Source organism: Falsiruegeria sp. JB4-1, from assembly GCF_055693495.1.
In genome coordinates this window covers 2,051,901-2,071,006 of sequence record NZ_JBVFTZ010000001.1, presented here as the reverse complement: position 1 = coordinate 2,071,006, position 19,106 = coordinate 2,051,901, and the positions used below count along the sequence as shown (strand labels likewise).

The following is a 19,106-nucleotide window of genomic DNA, read 5'->3' as shown; positions in this document are numbered from 1 at the left end:
CGCGCGACAAGCATTCGTGTGGAAAGTGGCAAAAAGCCCCTATCGGATATGAGCGGGCCTGAGGTTGGCCTCTACCGTAATCAGTTCCATGTCACCCAACCCCTTGATTGAATGCACACCGAATTCGCCGATCTGGAACTCGTCGATCAGGTCGAATTTCATTTCTTCCGGTGCAACGATACACATGGGATCGGCCATGATCTGAAGACGCGAGGCCATATTTACTGCCGGACCAAAGACGTCATAGACATACTTTTGAATACCGACCACCGATCCAACGGCCGCCCCTGTCCCCAGACCAATCCTGGCACGCCAAGTATGTTGGTGGCTCTCATTCCGACGCTCAAGGTATCTAAGGAAACGAACCGCGCAATGCGCGACTGCCGAAGCATGTTCTGGCGCAGGGTCCGGCATTCCACTCACCGCCAAATACGCGTCGCCGATCGTTTTGATCCGTTCGCACCCGTATTGTTCAACTATTCGGTCAAAGGCAGTAAAAATATCGTTCAACTCGGCCAGCGTCACCGTGGGGTCGGTCTTGGTGGCAAATTCAGTGAAGTCCACGAAATCCAGCATCACCACCGAGACTTGGCTGAACAACTGCGGCGTGACCACGCCAAAGGTCTTGAATTCCTCATAGACGGAACGCGGCATCAGATTCAGCAGCAGCTTTTCCACCCGCTCCTTTTCGCGCTCCAACTCGCGCGTGTTCCGCTCGACCATGGTAGAATAGCTGTCGATCATCGATTCCAGTTCGCGGATGCGGGTGATGTTCTGACATTCCACCACAAGAAGACGCTGATCCCCCGATCGCGTGGCCGAGATAGATACCGCAATGACCAATGTCCTGCGTTTCCGCTTGAGTTCGACCTCTCCGGTAAAAACACGACCTTCGGCTTCGTCTTCACCAAGGTCCTCGGGCGAGAGCTCCTCGACCAGTTCGCTCATCCTGGTTCTTTGATCCGGTGTCCCAAACCAATCGCAGAACGGCTTGTTGGCAAAAATGATCTCGTGACTGTCACCATCCAGGATGGCCACGCCGACCCCGATGGACCGCAACAGTTTTTCATTGATGGCAGCAATGGTCATCCGGCATCTGCCGTGACAATGATCGCGCGTTTGCTTTCGATCTCGTGCAACACAAAATCCACATCCGCAGGCTTCATGCCGTGATCGCTGAGCGCCTCGGACAACAGCCGCCCCATCTCGTCAAAATCCGAGTGCGAGATATTCAGCTGTGCATGAACTGCCCGCAGCCGGTCATCGGAAAAAGACACCGGCCCCCCCACCAAAGAGGAAATGAACTTGGTCTGATGATCCATCAGGCGCGGCATGTCCACCTCCGCGAAGTAGTCGCCGATCTCATCTGAATCGAGCGCCATCTCGTAAAAGCTCATGACGATGCGGCTGATGGTTTTGAAACCGCCGTACTTCTCGTACACCGTTGTGCCCATAACAAATTCCGCCAATATTCATGCAATATGCATGCACATTAGGCCGAACGGGCCCTCAAATCAAATTGAGACCCAACTGGGCACTGAAACGAAAAAGGGCCACGCGCTTGCGTGGCCCCAATCTGTTCGAAAATTCCAGAGCTTAACGCTTGGAGAACTGGAACGAACGACGCGCTTTGCGCTTACCGTATTTCTTACGTTCCACAACGCGGCTGTCGCGGGTCAGGAAGCCAGCGGCCTTCAGTGCGCCACGCAGGGAGGGATCATAAAGCTGCAGCGCTTTTGAGATGCCGTGCTTGACCGCACCGGCCTGACCGGTCAGGCCACCGCCTTTGACGGTTGCAACAACGTCAAACTCGCCTTCGACACCGGCAACTTGCATGGGCTGGCGCAGGATCAGCTGCAGAACGGGACGTGCGAAGTAGATGTCCTGGTCCTTGCCGTTCACGGTGACCTTGCCGGAACCCGGCTTGATCCACACGCGTGCAACAGCGTCTTTACGCTTGCCGGTGGCATATGAGCGGCCCAGTTCGTCACGCACGGGTTCGCGCAGGACGATTTCTTCGGCCACGGTTTCAACGCCTGCAACGGCGCTCAGCTCTTCGAGAGTATTGATCTGATCAGCCATCGGTCATTAGCTCCGGGTATTTTTCTTGTTCATGGATGCAACATCCAGAACTTCGGGCGACTGGGCTTCGTGCGGGTGCTCGGCACCAGCATAGACGCGCAGGTTGGTCATCTGGGTGCGGGCCAGACGGTTGCCCGGCAGCATGCGCTTGACCGCTTGGGTCACGACGCGCTCGGGGTGTGCACCCTCGAGGATCTGCTGCTTGGTGCGCGACTTGATGCCGCCCGGGTGACCAGTGTGCCAGTAGAAGTTTTCTTCGCGCTTCTTGCCGGTCATCTGGATCTTGTCAGCGTTGATCACGATGACATTGTCGCCCATGTCCATGTTCGGGGTGAACGACGCTTTGTGCTTGCCACGCAGACGCATGGCGACGATCGAAGCAAGACGGCCCAGAACAACGCCCTCGGCGTCGATCAGGATCCACTTCTTGTCGATGTCTGCAGGTGTTGCAGAAAAGGTTTTCATGGCAGGATAGTCCTGTTTGGTGTGAAAGAGTGACCCAGCCGGGCCTCTCCGAATTCGATGGACGGGTTCTATGTGCCTGATGTGTTCGCGTCAAGGACCGTAAATCTTATTTTATTTTGCAAAATCAAAGCATTACAAAATAGGTATTATTTTACCCCATAAAATCGAACCCAAAACCCGTTTTTCGTCTGATGTGACAATTAACTGTGGATCAAAACCTCCGGCCTGTGCCACTCTACCGGCAACACAAGACGGGGAACAGACGACATGGCATCACTAGATACGGTTATCGGGGCATATGGGGCGGCTTGGCTGGAAAAGGACCCGGCCAAGCGAATGAAACACCTCGAAACCGCATGGGCCGACGATGGGCGCTATGTCGATCCCAACGGTGATGTCTCCGGGCGCGAAGGGTTGGCCGGTTACATGGATGCCTTTCACGCGCAGGCCAAGGGGTCGCAGATCGTGGTGACCAGTGCCGCGGTCCAGCATCATGAGATGGTTCATTTCACCTGGGCCATGAAAGCCGTCGGCGGCATTCCCCTGCTCAAAGGCCACGATTTTGGCACACTGGACGCCGACGGCCGCATTAAGCAGTTGGTCGGGTTCTTTGGTGACCCTGAACCGATTGGCGGCAAAAAGGGTCTGTTGGGTTGGTTCAAACGCTAAGACGCTCCGGCGGGTTGTCCAGCAAGATGCGCAGGCGCATCAGCGCGGCCTCATAGGTTTGCAGACTGACGCCCGCGTTCACCGCTAACCGCACCGCATGGGGCGTGCGCGAGGTGCGGCAGGCGTATTCTTCGGCCGAGCGGATCTGTATGCCCTGCGCCTCAGCCGCTTGACAAAAGGCCGCGGCGCGCCAGCCTGATGGCAGAGTCAGCCAAAGAAACGGTACCGGGTGGCGCCAGCTGAGCGAGTATGATCCCAGGATGTTCACCGCTGCCTTGATGTAGTCGCCCGTCACCTGCTGCAGCGCGTCCAGCATCTGCGGCAATTGTGGATGACCCAACAACGCGGCGCTCAGATCCAAGAGCGGCGTGGCCAGGCCAAAGAAACCATGTTCAACGGCACGGCGCAGGTCGGCCACCTGCCCCTCGGGAGCGACAGCAATACCAATGCGCAGCGCCGGTGTGATAGATTTGGAAATGGATGTCACAAACCAAGTTCGATCGGGCGCCAGCATCCGGTAACCCGGTGCTTGAGTCAGCATGTGCCGATAACAGTCGTCTTCGAGCAGGAGAAATCCCCGCTTTCGCGAAATGGCCACCACTGCCTCCCGCCGATCCAGCGGTGTGAAAACAGTGGTCGGGTTGTGCACTTCAGGTGATGTGCAAAAAATCTGCGCCTCATGCTGCCGGGCCAAAGCATCCAGGGCCTCAGGGATGACGCCGTGTTCGTCCATGGGCACCGGAACAACCTCGGCCCTTAGCAGTTCGGCGGCACGACGGAACCCTGGATAAGACAGCTCTTCAACCAGAACCACGGGGCGACGCCCCCGCAACACGGCTTGCAGGATCATCGAAATCGCGTTTTGCCCGCCATTGGTCAGCACGATCTCTTTTTCGCTGACACGCCCCAACGGGGCTTGCGCCAACCATTTGAGCGCGGCCTGTCGCGCAGGCAACGCCCCTGCCCGGCTGGGATAATGCATCAGACCCGAGGGAGGGTCCTGGGCGATCTGCATCATCAGTTGCCGGATCAGATGTGATTGTCCAACAGCAGGCAAATGCGGCGAGAACATATTGACCGCATACCCGTCCTTTGCGTCGCTGTTGTGGGCGATGACATCGACTTCGATCGGAGCAAACTCGATCTCTTGGGTCTTTGGATCAGCGACAAATGTACCCCGTCCGACCCCTGCTTCAAGCAACCCTTCGTCCGTCAGGATGGTATAGGCCCGCGCCACGGTGCCGGGCGTAATGGACAATGTATAGGCCAGTTCACGCACGGGCGGGAGTTTCGCACCAACCTCCAGATCGTTGTTTTCGATAGCTTTTCGGATCGTGTCCGCCACCATCTTATATTTCGGACCTTTGACATCAGGCAGTGCGCTCGGCCAAATTGTACCCATTACAATTCTTCCTTTGATTTGACACAATCCAAAATGTATCAAGTCAATGTACCAAGTAGCGTACCATTGTGTCAATACAATTTGGAAAGGAACCTGTCATGACACGTCTGATGCATAGCCCCGCCCTGACCCTGCTGAACGCGAGCCCCCGGCTGCCGCTGATCGCGGATTTGGCCGTCCGCTTTGCAGCCACGGTCACGACATGGGAACAACGGCGCCGAACCCGCGTCAATCTGAGTTATCTGGACGATCATTTGCTGGCTGATGTGGGCCTGACCCCAAAACAGCGCACGCGTGAGGTCAAACGCCGGTTCTGGCAGATCTAAGAAGTTATCCCCGTCCCATTTTTCATTTGGGACCTCTTCACTGGCCGGAGCTTGCTCCGGCCTTTTTTGTTAGCTCGGCCTTAGCTGCCGCTGAGCCGACAGGCGGTATCGAATAGGTCATCGTTGCCCGCGCTACGATCTTGCCCGACCCGTCTGAGCGCATCAAAACATCACCAACAGCCAGCAGCTTGCCCAGTTTCAACAGGCGTACCTCGGCCAGCATGTCGACGCCGCCCTCGGGCTTGCGCATAAAGTCCATCGAACAACTGGTCGTTACGGCCAACCCCTGCCGCCCGACCCGCGCCAGAACCATTGCGTAAACGCCGCAATCAGCCAAGGCAAACATCGACGGCCCCGAAACGGTGCCACCGGGCCGAAGATGCCGGTTCGCCACCTTCAGGCGCATGATGAGACGATCCTCGCTCAACTCTTCGACAGCGAAATCATCTGAAACCTGCGGAAACACACTGGCCATATACTCCATCAGTTCGTCGATATTCAGTGCCAGTGACATGCTGCTTTCCCTCTTCCCCAGTTGTCCCTAGAGTTGCGCCCAGATTTGGGTGGAGAGCAAGATGGCAATTCTGGAACGTAGCGACACAGGCGCAGTGGCGCATTTGCACATGAACGCGCCCGAGCGACTGAATGCGCTCAGCGACGAGATGTTGGCGGCGTTGCAGGAAGAGTTCGACCGGCTGAAAGATGATCGATCCATCCGCGCCGTGATCCTGTCGGGGTCCGGCAAGGCATTCTGTGCAGGCCACGACCTGAAACAAATGACTGCCGGGCGTCAGGCCGAAGATGGCGGCAAGGCCTATTTCAAGGATCTCTTTGATCGCTGCGCCAAGATGATGATGACGGTCCAGCAACTGCCACAACCCGTGATCGCGCAAGTCCATGGCATTGCCACGGCTGCGGGCTGTCAATTGGTTGCCACATGTGATCTGGCAATCGCCGCCGAGGGCACACGATTTGGCGTAAACGGGGTGAACATCGGCCTCTTCTGCTCTACACCCATGGTGGCACTGTCGCGCAACATCGCGCGCAAACAGGCGTTCGAGATGCTAACCACCGGACAATTCATCGACGCCGCCCGTGCAGAAGAGCTGGGCCTGATCAACCGGGCGGTTCCTGCCGAAAGCCTTGCAGATGAGACCGCAGCCTTGGCCCAAACCCTAGCCAGCAAGTTGGGTGCCGCCGTCAAGATCGGCAAGCAGGCGTTCTATCAGCAACTGCAGATGCCACTGGATCAGGCCTATGGCTATACCGGTGACGTCATGGTCGAGAACATGCTCTATCGCGACACCGAAGAAGGAATCGCCGCCTTTATCGAGAAAAGAGATCCCGATTGGACCCAATAAGTTGATCGTTTCCCAAAACCCGGAAAATTGTTTCCAAATTTGAACTTTCAATCTGGGCAACACTGTGGCAAACCTTGGGCAAGGGTCCGGTAACGGCTGGGCACTTAAGCGATTTTTGGGTCGCCGTGGGCGGAAGGTCCCTCCTTGTCAGCCTCTCTCTGACACCGACATTCCCGCAGCGGCGACCCCAAAAACACCCCCATCACAATCTGGACAGATGGCACTAAAGGCAGTTTCAGCCCCTTGACGCCCGCTGTCTGGCGTTGCGTGCGCGGCCACCCTGCCCTAAATGGCACCTCATGACACAGATCTTGCATATCGTGGGCGGCGGCATGGCCGGGTCCGAGGCCGCCTGGCAGGCGGCGGAAATGGGCGTTGACGTGGTGCTGCATGAAATGCGCCCCAAGGTCGAAACCTTTGCCCACCAGACCGGCAATCTGGGAGAGATGGTGTGCTCGAACTCCTTCCGCTCGGACGATGACGAGCAAAACGCCGTTGGACTACTGCATTGGGAAATGCGCGCCGCCAATGGCCTGATCATGACAACGGCAGACAAACACAAGCTGCCCGCGGGCGGTGCCCTTGCCGTCGATCGCGAACCCTTTGCCGAAACCGTGACAGCCAAGCTGAAGTCACACCCCCGTGTGACCGTGTCATACGAAGAAATCACCGACCTGCCCGACGACGGCAATTGGATCTTTGCCACGGGTCCGCTGACCTCACCCGATCTGGGCGCGGCGATCCAGGCCGAAACCGGCGCCGAGGCGCTGGCCTTTTTCGACGCAATCGCGCCGATCATTTACGCCGAGAGCATCGACATGTCCAAAGCGTGGATGCAGTCGCGCTATGACAAGGGCGAGACCGAAGAAGAACGCACCGCGTATCTGAACTGTCCGATGGACAAGGACCAGTACGAGGCGTTCATCGACGCGCTGCTGACCGCTGACAAAACCGAATTCCACGAGGGCGAGACCGCTGGATATTTCGACGGCTGCCTGCCGATCGAGGTTATGGCCGAACGTGGGCGCGAAACCCTGCGCCACGGACCGATGAAGCCTGTGGGGCTGACCAACCCGCATCAGCCCGACATCAAGGCACACGCCGTTGTGCAGCTGCGCCGCGACAACGCGCTTGGCACGCTGTTCAATATCGTAGGCTTCCAGACCAAGATGAAATACGGCGCTCAAACCGAAGTTCTCCGCATGATCCCGGGGTTGGAAAACGCCAGCTTTGCCCGCCTTGGCGGCATCCACCGCAACACGTTTTTGAACTCGCCCACACTGCTGGACGATCAGATGCGGCTGAAATCGCGGCCCAACGTACGCTTTGCGGGGCAAATCACCGGCGTCGAAGGCTACGTCGAAAGCGCGGCCATGGGGTTGCTTGCCGGCCGGATGGCGGCGGCAGAGATTCTCGGGATCGAATTGCCGCAAGTTCCGCAAGACAGTGCCATGGGTGCCTTGATCCACCACATCACCGGGGGCGCCGAGGCAAAGACGTTCCAGCCGATGAACGTCAACTTTGGTCTGTTTCGCCCGGTCGACGGTCTCAAGGGCGGGCGTCGCGGGCGCAAGGACCGCTACAAAGCCTATACCGACCGCGCCAAGGCGGCTTGGACCGACTGGTTGGGCCATTCCACTCTGGACGCGGCCTGAAACCCGCGCTTAACATGTCGGCTATGAGTGAGAAATTCCTGGCCGACGCCTATAGCCTTGATACCCCCGAAGCGACCCGTGACCATTACGACAAATGGGCCGCGTCGTACGACGCCGAAATTGCCGAAAACGGCTATGCCACCCCCGGTCGCGTGGCCGAGGCGTTAAAGGCACAGATCACGGATCTGGATACGCCCGTTTTGGATTTCGGATGCGGCACTGGGCTGTCAGGACTGGCACTGCGGCGCGCGGGATTTTTGATAGTGGACGGGATGGACCCGTCGTCCGAGATGCTTGACGGCGCGCGTTCCAAGGATGCTTATCGCACCTTGACGGGTTTCGACATTGCTGACCCTGCTCCGATTGCACAGGGCGCCTACTCCGCAATCACCGCGACAGGCGTCATCGGCATCGGCGCAGCTCCACCCGAGACCTTTGACTTGTTGATGCATGCCTTGCCACGTGGCGGTTTGCTGGCGTTCTCTTTCAACGATCACGCTCTCAGCGATCCGGCTTTTGAGGGACGCCTGAACGATTGGCTGGACATGGGGGCCGCGCGGTTGCTCAGCAAGGATTACGGTGACCACCTGCCCGGCATGGACATGAAATCTAACGTCTACGTCGTTGAAAAAGCGTGACTTTCAAAACCCGATTTGCCCCATCTCCGACCGGACCACTGCATCTTGGGCATGCCTATTCCGCGTTGCTCGCATTTGACATGGCAACGGCCGAACAAGGCCAATTCCTGCTGCGGATCGAAGACACCGACACAGCCCGCGCGCGCGATCATTGGGAGGCGCAGATTTATGACGATCTGCAGTGGCTTGGGCTGAGCTGGGAAACACCCGTTCTGCGCCAATCCGAGCATCTAGAGCGTTACAATGCGTCCCTGATGCAACTGGCGGATCGAGGGCTGATCTACCCCTGCTCCTGTCGTCGCAGCGACATCCGCGCCGCCTTGTCCGCCCCACAAGAAGGCGTGCCACTGGCCCCCGGCGTCTATCCCGGCACCTGCCGCACCCGGGATATGGACAGCCGCGAACCCGGCGATGCACTACGCCTAGATATGGCAAAGGCTCTGGAACAGGTGCCTGAGATGCGCCTGATTGAAACAGGGCTGAAACACGCGGGCACCCACATGGTGAACCATGCGCAGCTGATCCACGAAATCGGCGATCCGGTTCTGGGCCGCAAAGAGATCGAAACACCATCCTATGTACTCGCCGCTGTCATCGACGACGCCGCGCAAGAGATCACCCATGTGGTGCGTGGCGAAGACCTGTATCAGACAACCTTTCTGCAAGTGTTGCTGCAACACTTGCTGAATTTGCCCACCCCGATCTATCATCACCATCGCCTAATCCGGGATGAGGTCGGCAAGCGTCTCGCCAAACGCGATGACTCCAAGGCCATTGCCAAATACCGAAGCGAGGGTGCAACGGCGCAAGACATCCGTCAATTGGTCGGGCTCTGAACCCCTTCACCCTTTCACAAATACTCTCGCCGAAGGCCATTGCACGACAAGCGCCACTCACTCCATCGGCTTCATCAACTCGACCTCGTCGCCCTCACGAACCGCCGTATAGAAGCACGTCCGCCGGTTGGTGTGACAGGCAGCCCCGGTCTGGTTCACTGTCATCAGCAGGCAATCGCGGTCGCAATCAAGGCGAAAGTCCACCAACTCCTGAACGTGCCCCGAGCTTTCGCCCTTGATCCAGAACGACTGTCGCGAACGCGACCAATAGGTCACTCGGCCCGTTTCCAGCGTCTTTGTCACCGCCTCGGCGTTCATCCAGGCCATCATCAGCACCTCGCCTGAGGTCGCATCCTGTGCAATTGCCGGGATAAGGCCCGCGTCGTTATAGGTCAAAGTCGAGGGATCAAATGTCATGGCAAAAACCTTTTGCATCGCGGCGTTGGCCCACTATGTATGGGGAACGAACAACGAGGGAAAGCCATGTCCGGCGAAACCGATCTGATCAAGCTTTATTCAGCTAAGATTTTGGCGCTTGCCGCTGATATTCCTCACTTGGACCGGCTCGAAAGCCCCGGCGCCACGGTCAAGCGCCGTTCGCCCTTGTGCGGGTCCACCGTCACCGTCGATGTGACCATGAAAGACGGTAAGATTGCCGAGTATGGCCAAGACGTGAAGGCCTGCGCGCTTGGTCAGGCTTCGGCTTCGGTCGTGGGCAGTGCCATCATTGGCGCCACGCGGGCGCAGGTGGAAACCGCGCGTGATCAGCTCAAGGCGATGCTAAAATCAGACGGACCTGTCCCCGATGCCCCCTTTGACGGGCTCGAAGTGCTGATTCCCGCTCGTGACTACAAAAACCGCCATGCCTCGATCCTGCTGGCGCTTGAGGCGACACTCGAAGCAATGGATCAGGCAGAACAGGCCAATTGCGCCTGACGCTGGTCAACATGCAATCACGACGCTAGGCTCGCCCCAGATTTCAGGGGAGAGTTGTGTTGCAGGAATTGATCGACAGTTTTGTCACCCTTTGGGTCGTAATTGACCCCATTGGCACGGTACCGGTGTTCATTGCCGTTACCGCAGGACTAGACGCTGCAGCACGACGCAAGACTGCGTTTCAGGCTGCGTTGGTCAGCGCTGGTGTTTTGCTGTTCTTCCTTGTGTTCGGGCAATTGCTGATTGATGCATTGGATATTGGTCTGAACTCCTTTCAGGTTGCGGGCGGCATCGTTTTGTTTCTTTTTGCCCTGACCATGATTTTCGGCGAAAGCAAACCGGAAACAGATCAAAAACAGTCCGAACAATACAACGCCGCAGACGCTGAGAAACCCAATCCAGCCATCTTTCCGCTGGCTGTGCCATCGCTTGCGTCACCCGGCGCCATGCTGGCAATCGTTATGCTCACGGACAACAATCAGGTGGGAATTGCGGATCAGGCTTTGACAGCAGGTGTCATGCTGGTGGTTATTGCTGCTGCCTTTTTGTTCATGCTGTTTGCTGATCCGATCATTCGTCTGATCGGTCACGCAGGATCCGCAATTGTCAGCCGTGTGATGGGGATGATCCTGGCCTCGGTCGCCGCCAACGCGGTGCTGTCAGCGATCCTTGAAATCGTCAAAACCGGCCAACTCTAAAGAAAAATCCGCCGCTCTTTCGGGCGGGAAAGAGCGGCGGAAGGTATTGCGGGTCTCATGTGGGGTCCGGTGGCCATTCAGGGCCGAGGCAGGGCCCGTTCAGGGTAAGGATAGGCAGGTCACCCTTTCATCAATGGGACAGGATGCGAATGGGTCCGGGCATGAGATCGCAGGCAGAAATTCGAATGTCAAAGGTTGGGAAGGTGCAGCGCCACCACCAGCATCACCACTAAAGACGCCGCACCAGCCGCGTCTTGCAGCAGCGTGTTCTGGGAACGGGTCATGGCGGTTTTGATCTGGCTCAGCATCTGGCGTCTCCGGGTTAATGGTTGGTGTCAGCGTTAAGTCTTTGTTGACCTTTTGTTCTCATTTCTCGCCGAGTCTGTAAAGAACTTTTTGAGAACATTTGTGAACTTTTTGTTCTCTCGATGAGAACATACAATCGCTCTTTTTGAAAAAACCTTTCGATTACTGCAAGTTAACCGACAGAAATTAGCCGGATCGCCTGATCCTGTTTCATCAACCACAGCAGAACACGCGCCGCCTGCCCCCTGTCTGTGGAAAGATCTGGATCAGCGGCAAGCAAAGCTCGAGCATCAGACTGTGCCACCGCCATCAACGCGGCTTGACGTTCCAGGTCTGCAATACGGAATCGAGGCAGCCCTGATTGAGCTGTCCCGATCAGATCGCCAGCGCCTCTCATCTGCAGGTCGGTTTCAGCAATCCGGAACCCGTCCTCTGTTTCGCGCAGCACCTCAAGCCGTTTGCGCCCCGTTTCGCTGAGTGGTGCTTGGTACATCAACAGGCAGGTCGATTCCGCATCCCCGCGCCCCACCCGACCGCGCAGCTGGTGCAGCTGTGCCAGGCCAAATATCTCGGCCCGTTCGATCACCATGATGGTGGCATTGGGCACGTTCACCCCAACCTCGATCACCGTGGTGGCGACCAGAACCTTGGTCTTACCCGACTGGAACGCCGCCATGGCCGCATCTTTTTCGGCAGGCGGCATCTGACCATGGACCAACCCCACAACCCCCTCGCCCAAAATAGCACGCAGGCGTTTGAACCGTTCTTCGGCGGCGGTCAGATCAACCAGTTCGGATTCGTCCACCAGTGGGCAGACCCAATAACACTGCCGCCCCTCATCAATGGCCTGACGCAGACGATTCACAACTGCATCCATCCGATCGGTGCTTATGACGGCCGTCTTGATCGGTTTCCGTCCCGGCGGTTTTTCATCAAGGATCGAGACATCCATGTCGCCGTATTGTGCCAGCGACAGGCTGCGCGGGATCGGCGTGGCGGTCATCACCAGAACGTCCGCGCCAACGCCCTTTTTGGCCAATTCCATCCGCTGACGCACACCAAACCTGTGCTGTTCGTCGATAATTGCCAAGCGCAGGTCATTGAACTCTACATCAGCCTGAAACACCGCGTGCGTGCCGACGAGGATCTGAATATCGCCGCGTTCCAGCGCCGCCAGTTTGGCGCGCCGTTCCGCCCCCTTGTCCCGGCCCGTCAGAAGTTCCAGCACCACGCCTGCGTCTTCGGCCAAGGGCTGCAACGCTTCCAAATGCTGACGCGCCAGTATTTCTGTTGGCGCCATCATGACGCCCTGCCCACCGGCTTCGACCGCGACCAGCAACGCCATGAAGGCCACCAGCGTCTTACCCGCACCCACATCGCCCTGCAGCAGCCGGTTCATCCGTTGGTCCGAGGCCATATCAGCGGCGATCTCTTCAATCGCGCGGGCTTGGGCTCCGGTCGGGCGATAGGGCAACTTACGCAGCACCCGCGATTGCAGATCCCCCGTGGCGATGCTGATCACACCTCGCGTCTTGCGCTCACGCTGCCGCGCCAGAGCCAAGGTCATCTGATGCGCCATCAACTCGTCATACGCCAGGCGCATGCGCGCAGTTGAAAACGGGCTGACGTCGTCCAAGCCTTGCGGATGATGTGCCGCATCCATGGCCGAGACCCAATCGGGCCAGCCTTCGCGCTCTAGATGGGCGGGATCAATCCATTCAGCCAGCTCCGGCGCGCGCGTCAAAGCGCTTTGCGCGGCTTTATTAGCCGTCTTTTGCGTCACACCTTGGGTCAGGTGATAAACCGGCTCAAATTCGGGGATATCGCCCGCCTCGGCCACGGGCAGGATGTGATCGGGATGAACCATTTGGGCCATGCCGTCAAACAGCTCGAGCTTGCCTGAAACCACCCGTACCGACCCTTGCGGCAGAACACGATTGAGGTAATCCGAGCGCGCATGGAAGAACACCAGTTGGAAATCCATCTGCGCGTCATGAACGTGGATACGATAGGCCCCGCCGCGATTGCGAGATGGACGGTGGCTGTCGACCGTCACCTCGACCGTCAGCGTACCCGGCAGATCCGCGCCCTTGATCGTGTCACGGCGACGGCGATCAACCACCGCATAAGGCAGTGAAAACAAGACGTCACGCGGCGTCTCGATCTCAAGCGCGGCCAATAGTTGGGCCGTTTTTGGGCCGACACCGTCCAGTGTTTCCAGACCCGCAAACAGCGGGAAAAGGGGTTCTGGGCGTCCGCTCATAGCCCCTCGATCAGCTCTAGCCAGCCGTCTTCATCCAGCGTCTCGATCCCCAAATCCGCTGCCTTCTTGGCCTTGGATCCTGCACCCGGCCCCGCCACTAGCAGGTCGGTTTTCTTGCTGACCGAGCCGGAGACCTTTGCCCCCAGTGATTCCGCACGCGCTTTGGCTTCGGCCCGCGTCATCTTTTCCAAAGTACCGGTGAAGACAACAGTTTTGCCTGCAACAGGGCTGTCTTGAGTGGGCGCTTCGGGCGGCACGATGGTCAAATGAGCCCGCAAGGCATCGAATGCCGCGCGTTCATCAGCATTGGCAAAAGCATCCGACAGTGACAGTCCCAAAGTGGCGCCGATCCCGTCAATGCCGGTCAGGTCCGACCAAGCTGCGGCAGCGTCAGTTGGTACTTCGGCTTGGGCCAGCGCCTTGTCGCGCACTTCTTTCACTCGGGCGCGACGACCTTCGGCCTTGGCCGCGATCCGCTCGGCGTCTTCTGCTTCGTCTGCGCCGCGATGCGCCAAAGCTGCGGGACGCGTTATGTCGACTGCCTGCGCCATCGCGTCCCAATCGCCGAAATGCAGTGCCAGATCACGCGCACCAACCTCGCCCACATGTCGGATACCAAGGGCAAAGATCAGCCGGATCAACGGGATGGTCCGCTTTTCGTCAATGGCCGCGAACAGGTTACTGGCCGAGGTATCGCCCCAGCCATCGCGGTTCTTGAGCCGCACCAGAGTGGCTGCATCACGAGCCTGCAGTGTAAAGATGTCTTCGGGCGTGCGGATCGGCAGCATCTCATCACCATGAAACATCTCGATCTGTTTGGCGCCCAGGCCTTCGATGTCAAACGCCTTGCGAGAGACGAAATGTTTCAATTTTTCAACAGCCTGCGCAGGACAAATGACCCCACCGGTGCATCGGCGTACGGCATCGCCTTCTTCGCGGATCGCAGGACTGCCGCATTCGGGGCATGTGGTTGGAAAGATGTATGGCTGCGCGTCCGCAGGTCGTTTTCTCAGGTCCACATCGGCCACTTTGGGGATCACGTCACCGGCGCGGTAGACCTGCACCCAATCGCCGACGCGGATGTCCTTACCGCCGCGGATTTCATTGCCCGAGGCATCGCGGCCCTGTATGTAATCTTCGTTGTGCAGCGTCGCATTGGACACTACAACGCCGCCCACCGTGACCGGGGCCAGACGTGCCACAGGGCTGATCGCGCCGGTGCGGCCCACCTGAATGTCGATCGATTCGAGCCGGGTCCAGGCCAGCTCTGCCGGGAATTTGTGGGCAATCGCCCAACGGGGCGTGGTCGAGCGAAAGCCAAGCCGCGCTTGCAGGTCCAGATCGTTGACCTTGTAGACGACGCCGTCGATATCATAGCCAAGCGTCGCGCGCTGCTCTTCGATGTCGTGGTAATGCGCGATCAACTCGGCAGGTGTCGCGCAGAGTTTGGTGAGCGGATTGGTCTGAAACCCCAAATCCGCCAGCTTGTCGATAGCCCCCATCTGCGTTTCAGCAAGAGGTGTAGACAGATCCCCCAAGGCATAGGCAAAGAACCGCAAAGGGCGGGACTTGGTGATTTCCGCATCCAATTGCCGCAAGGAGCCCGCAGCGGCGTTGCGCGGATTGGCAAAGGTTTTTCCGCCCCGCTCGGTCTGACGCGCATTCAGCGCCTCGAAATCCGGGTGGGACATATAGACCTCACCCCGCACTTCAAGCACATCCGGCGCGCCCTGCAATTGTTGCGGAATATCCGTTATGGTGCGGGCATTGGCAGTGACGTTTTCGCCCGTCTCGCCATCCCCCCGGGTGGCGGCCTGCACCAATACACCCTGCTCATACCGCAGGGACAGAGACAGACCGTCGATCTTGGGTTCAGCCGTATAGGCCAGCGGATCTTTGCCCCCAAGTCCCAGGTATTTACGAATCGATGTGTCGAATCCATCGACGTCTTCGTCATCAAAAGCGTTGCCCAGCGACAGCATCCGCACCACATGGGTGATCTTGGAGAACGCCTCGGTCGGGCCAGCTCCCACCTGATCGGTTGGGCTGTCGTCGCGCTTGAGTTGCGGAAACCGTGCTTCGATCGCAGTATTGCGCCGTTTCAGCGCATCATAATCTGCATCTGACATCACCGGATCGTCAGCGCTGTGATAGGCGGCATTTGCCTGCCCCAAAAGATCCGCCAGCCGGGCTAGTTCAGCACTGGCTTGATCCTCGGTCATTGCCTCGATGTCGATGGTGTCTGTCACGGCCTCGCCCCAAACTTGAGAAGTGTTTCAAGTGATAGGACGAGGCTACGATCAGGTCCAGATGTGTTCATGCGTGAGTGGTGGCCGTCTGGACCGGCAGTTAGGCAATTTTCTGTTGTCAGGCGCCAACGGCCAGGCGTGGGTCCGACATCTCGGTTGGTTGAGGATCTCGAAGCACATAGCCGCGCCCCCAAACAGTTTCGATGTAGTTCTCACCGTCTGTCGCGTTGCTCAATTTCTTTCGTAGTTTACAGATGAACACGTCGATGATTTTGAGTTCGGGTTCATCCATCCCGCCATAAAGGTGATTGAGGAACATCTCTTTGGTGAGCGTAGTTCCTTTACGCAGGCTCAGAAGCTCAAGCATCTGGTATTCCTTGCCGGTCAAATGAACCGTCTTCCCGTCCACATCCACCGTCTTGGCATCCAGATTCACGGACACTCTTCCTGTCTTTATGATCGATTGGGAATGCCCCTTGGAACGGCGAATGATCGCGTGGATACGCGCCACCAGCTCCTCGCGATGGAATGGCTTGGTCAGGTAATCATCGGCCCCAAAGCCAAATCCCTTGATTTTGCTTTCGGTGTCATCAGCTCCTGACAGTATCAAAATCGGAGTTTCGATTCTGCGCCATGCGCAATTGGCGCAGCACCTCATGCCCGTTCATATCAGGCAGGTTCAGGTCCAAAAGGATCAGGTCATAGTCATACAACTTGGCCAGATCGATCCCTTCTTCTCCGAGGTCCGTTGCATATACGTTCAAGTTGGCATGCGTCAGCATCAACTCGATACTCTTTGATGTCGTTGGATCGTCTTCAACAAGAAGTACGCGCATAGAATATCTCCGCCTTAATCAGGTCCCGTCATTGTGATTAACCGTGACCAATAAAGGTTAACCTCGCGTTACCATTAATGCAGTTATGCTTGATCAACCTTAGGTTGTCTATATTTTTTTAGAGACGTCGCCTTGAGCGCGTCGACTCCGTGATCTGCAACCGCTTCTACCCAACTGTTAAATTCCTCTTTACTGAGCCCATAGAGTTTTTGAGCGTCGGAAAGAGTGATCAAACCATAAACTACTCCACGCACCACTGCGACTTTACGAGATGCAACCCATCGTTGTGTGTTTGATGGCGGCAAATCGGCCCGTGTCATGATACTTCCATCCGGCAGAGTCACAGACCTTGGCCCTTCTACTTTACGCAAAAACATCACCTGTCCTTTTTCCTGATATGAAGGACTTTGGGCCAGCCTACTTAACGGGGGATGAAACCGCCTCTTGAGAGTGTGTAGGATTTTCTTATATTCCGCTGGTCTTTCCCGTTCGAACAGGAGCCGCCCCATGGCGCTGGATACCGACGCACCGCTGAACTCGCTTGGATTTGCGAAACCCCCGTCGGAAACGCGGGTCGTTGTTGCCATGTCAGGGGGTGTCGACAGCTCGGTCGTGGCCGCTTACCTGTCCGATCAGGGCTATGACGTGGTGGGCGTGACGCTACAGCTTTATGACCATGGCGCTGCGCTGGCCAAGAAAGGCGCCTGCTGTGCGGGCATCGATATCCATGATGCGCGCCGCGTCGCCGAAGAGCGCGGGTTCCCACACTACGTTCTGGACTATGAAAACATCTTCCAAGAAGCCGTCATCGACGAGTTTGCCGACAGCTATTTGGCGGGCGCCACACCTGTTCCTTGTATCCGCTGCAACGAGAGGGTGAAATTCAAGGACTTGCTGGAAACCGCCAAGGATCTCGAGGCTGACTGTATGGCCACCGGCCACTACATCCAACGCATGATAGGTAGTAACGGTCCCGAGTTGCATTCGGCCGAAGATGCCAACCGCGATCAATCGTATTTCCTGTTCTCGACCACGCCGGAACAGCTCGACTACCTGCGTTTCCCATTGGGGCACCTGCCGTCCAAGGACGCAACGCGCGAAATGGCGGCCGAGTATGGCTTGTCGGTGGCCGACAAACCCGACAGCCAGGACATCTGCTTTGTTCCCAACGGCAACTACGCCAGCGTGATCGAGAAGCTGCGTCCCGGTGCGGCAGAGCCCGGACAGATCGTACATGCCGACGGCCGCGTGTTGGGCGAACACCACGGCGTCATCCACTACACCATCGGTCAACGCCGGGGTTTGGGCATCGGCGGCCTGAGTGAGCCGCTGTATGTGGTAAAACTGGATGTGGACAGCAAACAGGTCGTCGTCGGCCCCAAAGAGCTGCTCTCGACCCGCACGATCCCTGTGCGTGAGATCAACTGGCTGGGGGATGAGCCATTCACTTCGCAAAAGGAATGGCATGTCTCGGTCAAGGTGCGCTCAACCCGCCCTCCACGCGAGGCGATCATCCGCCCGCTCAGCGATACCACCGCCGAGGTAGAACTGCTCAGCCCCGAAGAAGGTGTGTCGCCGGGCCAGGCTTGCGTGTTCTATGAGACCGGAGGCAGTCGCATTTTTGGCGGCGGCTGGATCTGGCGCGGCTACTGATCTCGCCAACAGGCTGACCTGTCAGGCCAATGCCCGCGTTCTGCGGTTGCGCGCCGAGCCGAAGGCGAGGCGCCCGGCCCAACCAGAGGAGGTGCCCCGCAAGGGCATCTTCGATGGGCGGGAGGGTTTGTCTCCCTGGCATCCCGCTTGCGTCACAGCAGGTCGGTGCCGCTGTCGAGCAGCACGTAAAACCCCGCAGCAATCATCACAAAGGGCGCCAGTCGCTCGAACCTACGTGTCCAAAACCCGTCGGGCGCGCGTTCAGAGCAAAGATCAACCCAATCGCTCCAAGCGCCAAAACCGCCACCACGGCCCCCACAAGGGCTGCAAGCCGATAGAGCGACGCAGAATCGGCCAAGAGTGGCGCCATGACCGCAAAGCTGTCCATCGACAGACCGAGGAACAAGAGGCCTGTCATTGCAAACGAACTGCTGCGTGAATAGATCTCTGCCTGCTCTCCGTCGGCATCGCGAAACTGCTTCCAAAGGCCACGCACCCCCAAACCGATAGGGATCACCCCCAACAGGCCCACATTGCTTGGCACCAATTGCTCGGACCCGATTGCAACAGCCAAAGCGAAGGTCAGGATCACAGCCTGGGCGGCCACATAGCCCGCGATTGCGCGCCACTTCCCCACCACCAGCGACAGGGCCAGGAGCGCCGCCAGGTTGTCGATGTTGGTCAGAACCTGGGCCACGGCAGCGGACAGGCCAAAGGCGAACAAATCCATC

The 19,106-nt window shown here is 58.0% G+C and carries 20 protein-coding genes and 1 pseudogene; 9 read left to right on the top strand and 12 right to left on the bottom strand.

Annotation, left to right across the window (positions count from 1 at the left end):
- Positions 1-39 precede the first annotated feature (39 nt).
- The 4 genes from ACZ1HE_RS10615 to rplM all read right to left on the bottom strand — a co-directional run bounded on the left by ACZ1HE_RS10615 (position 40) and on the right by rplM (position 2,547).
- On the bottom strand, positions 40-1,089 hold the full coding sequence (locus ACZ1HE_RS10615; RefSeq protein ID WP_472620728.1) for an adenylate/guanylate cyclase domain-containing protein: 1,050 nt from the start codon (positions 1,087-1,089) through the stop codon (positions 40-42).
- Positions 1,086-1,469 (bottom strand): group I truncated hemoglobin, encoded by a 384-nt coding sequence (locus ACZ1HE_RS10610; protein WP_472620727.1) that lies wholly within the window; start codon positions 1,467-1,469, stop codon positions 1,086-1,088. Before ACZ1HE_RS10610 ends, ACZ1HE_RS10615 begins: the two co-directional genes overlap by 4 nt.
- A 127-nt stretch (positions 1,470-1,596) precedes the next feature.
- Positions 1,597-2,082, bottom strand: coding sequence for a 30S ribosomal protein S9 (gene rpsI / locus ACZ1HE_RS10605; RefSeq protein WP_472620726.1), 486 nt, complete (start codon positions 2,080-2,082; stop codon positions 1,597-1,599).
- 6 nt (positions 2,083-2,088) lie between these two features.
- Complete coding sequence (gene rplM / locus ACZ1HE_RS10600; protein ID WP_108789425.1) at positions 2,089-2,547, bottom strand: 50S ribosomal protein L13; 459 nt, start codon at positions 2,545-2,547, stop codon at positions 2,089-2,091.
- A 267-nt stretch (positions 2,548-2,814) separates the two neighbouring features.
- Here rplM and ACZ1HE_RS10595 point away from each other — a divergent pair, with 267 nt between their 5' ends.
- The gene (locus ACZ1HE_RS10595) at positions 2,815-3,216 is read left to right on the top strand and encodes a nuclear transport factor 2 family protein (protein ID WP_472620725.1); all 402 of its coding nucleotides are present in this window, start codon (positions 2,815-2,817) and stop codon (positions 3,214-3,216) included.
- On the opposite strand, the gene ACZ1HE_RS10590 is transcribed toward ACZ1HE_RS10595, so the two are convergent.
- Positions 3,206-4,618, bottom strand: coding sequence for an aminotransferase-like domain-containing protein (locus ACZ1HE_RS10590; RefSeq protein WP_472620724.1), 1,413 nt, complete (start codon positions 4,616-4,618; stop codon positions 3,206-3,208). The two genes, ACZ1HE_RS10595 and ACZ1HE_RS10590, sit on opposite strands and share 11 nt — an antisense overlap.
- A gap of 98 nt (positions 4,619-4,716) precedes the next feature.
- Between ACZ1HE_RS10590 and ACZ1HE_RS10585 the strand changes: the two genes are divergently transcribed.
- Positions 4,717-4,944, top strand: coding sequence for a DUF1127 domain-containing protein (locus ACZ1HE_RS10585; RefSeq protein ID WP_209247586.1), 228 nt, complete (start codon positions 4,717-4,719; stop codon positions 4,942-4,944).
- 37 nt (positions 4,945-4,981) lie between these two features.
- On the opposite strand, the gene ACZ1HE_RS10580 is transcribed toward ACZ1HE_RS10585, so the two are convergent.
- Positions 4,982-5,458: a PaaI family thioesterase gene (locus ACZ1HE_RS10580; protein ID WP_472620723.1), complete on the bottom strand. Its 477-nt coding sequence runs from the start codon at positions 5,456-5,458 to the stop codon at positions 4,982-4,984.
- Between the two features lie 61 nt (positions 5,459-5,519).
- Here ACZ1HE_RS10580 and ACZ1HE_RS10575 point away from each other — a divergent pair, with 61 nt between their 5' ends.
- The 4 genes from ACZ1HE_RS10575 to gluQRS all read left to right on the top strand — a co-directional run bounded on the left by ACZ1HE_RS10575 (position 5,520) and on the right by gluQRS (position 9,434).
- Complete coding sequence (locus ACZ1HE_RS10575; RefSeq protein ID WP_472620722.1) at positions 5,520-6,305, top strand: enoyl-CoA hydratase; 786 nt, start codon at positions 5,520-5,522, stop codon at positions 6,303-6,305.
- Between the two features lie 299 nt (positions 6,306-6,604).
- Positions 6,605-7,960 (top strand): methylenetetrahydrofolate--tRNA-(uracil(54)-C(5))-methyltransferase (FADH(2)-oxidizing) TrmFO, encoded by a 1,356-nt coding sequence (gene trmFO, locus ACZ1HE_RS10570; protein ID WP_472620721.1) that lies wholly within the window; start codon positions 6,605-6,607, stop codon positions 7,958-7,960.
- A gap of 23 nt (positions 7,961-7,983) precedes the next feature.
- Positions 7,984-8,598, top strand: coding sequence for a class I SAM-dependent DNA methyltransferase (locus ACZ1HE_RS10565; protein WP_472620720.1), 615 nt, complete (start codon positions 7,984-7,986; stop codon positions 8,596-8,598).
- The gene (gene gluQRS, locus ACZ1HE_RS10560) at positions 8,595-9,434 is read left to right on the top strand and encodes a tRNA glutamyl-Q(34) synthetase GluQRS (protein WP_472620719.1); all 840 of its coding nucleotides are present in this window, start codon (positions 8,595-8,597) and stop codon (positions 9,432-9,434) included. The genes ACZ1HE_RS10565 and gluQRS overlap by 4 nt, the downstream gene beginning before the upstream one ends.
- Before the next feature lie 57 nt (positions 9,435-9,491).
- On the opposite strand, the gene hisI is transcribed toward gluQRS, so the two are convergent.
- Positions 9,492-9,869, bottom strand: coding sequence for a phosphoribosyl-AMP cyclohydrolase (gene hisI, locus ACZ1HE_RS10555; protein WP_472620718.1), 378 nt, complete (start codon positions 9,867-9,869; stop codon positions 9,492-9,494).
- Between the two features lie 48 nt (positions 9,870-9,917).
- Here hisI and ACZ1HE_RS10550 point away from each other — a divergent pair, with 48 nt between their 5' ends.
- Entirely contained in the window at positions 9,918-10,370 is a 453-nt protein-coding gene (locus ACZ1HE_RS10550; protein ID WP_472620717.1) for an iron-sulfur cluster assembly scaffold protein, read from the top strand.
- A 56-nt stretch (positions 10,371-10,426) separates the two neighbouring features.
- Positions 10,427-11,068 (top strand): MarC family protein, encoded by a 642-nt coding sequence (locus ACZ1HE_RS10545; protein ID WP_472620716.1) that lies wholly within the window; start codon positions 10,427-10,429, stop codon positions 11,066-11,068.
- A 478-nt stretch (positions 11,069-11,546) separates the two neighbouring features.
- On the opposite strand, the gene recG is transcribed toward ACZ1HE_RS10545, so the two are convergent.
- The 4 genes and pseudogenes from recG to sciP form a co-directional block, all read right to left on the bottom strand.
- Entirely contained in the window at positions 11,547-13,637 is a 2,091-nt protein-coding gene (gene recG, locus ACZ1HE_RS10540; RefSeq protein ID WP_472620715.1) for an ATP-dependent DNA helicase RecG, read from the bottom strand.
- Positions 13,634-15,859, bottom strand: coding sequence for an NAD-dependent DNA ligase LigA (ligA, locus tag ACZ1HE_RS10535; RefSeq protein WP_472624437.1), 2,226 nt, complete (start codon positions 15,857-15,859; stop codon positions 13,634-13,636). Before ligA ends, recG begins: the two co-directional genes overlap by 4 nt.
- Positions 15,860-16,004: 145 nt before the next feature.
- Positions 16,005-16,722, bottom strand: a pseudogene (gene ctrA / locus ACZ1HE_RS10530) (response regulator transcription factor CtrA).
- 83 nt (positions 16,723-16,805) lie between these two features.
- On the bottom strand, positions 16,806-17,099 hold the full coding sequence (gene sciP, locus ACZ1HE_RS10525) for a CtrA inhibitor SciP (protein ID WP_472620714.1): 294 nt from the start codon (positions 17,097-17,099) through the stop codon (positions 16,806-16,808).
- Positions 17,100-17,229: 130 nt separating this feature from the next.
- On the opposite strand from sciP, the gene mnmA reads away from it, so the two are divergent.
- Positions 17,230-18,375 (top strand): tRNA 2-thiouridine(34) synthase MnmA, encoded by a 1,146-nt coding sequence (gene mnmA, locus ACZ1HE_RS10520; RefSeq protein WP_472620713.1) that lies wholly within the window; start codon positions 17,230-17,232, stop codon positions 18,373-18,375.
- Between the two features lie 205 nt (positions 18,376-18,580).
- Here the strand turns inward: mnmA and ACZ1HE_RS10515 are convergent, their stop codons facing one another.
- Entirely contained in the window at positions 18,581-19,105 is a 525-nt protein-coding gene (locus ACZ1HE_RS10515) for a hypothetical protein (protein ID WP_472620712.1), read from the bottom strand.
- Between the last annotated feature and the right edge of the window lies 1 nt (position 19,106).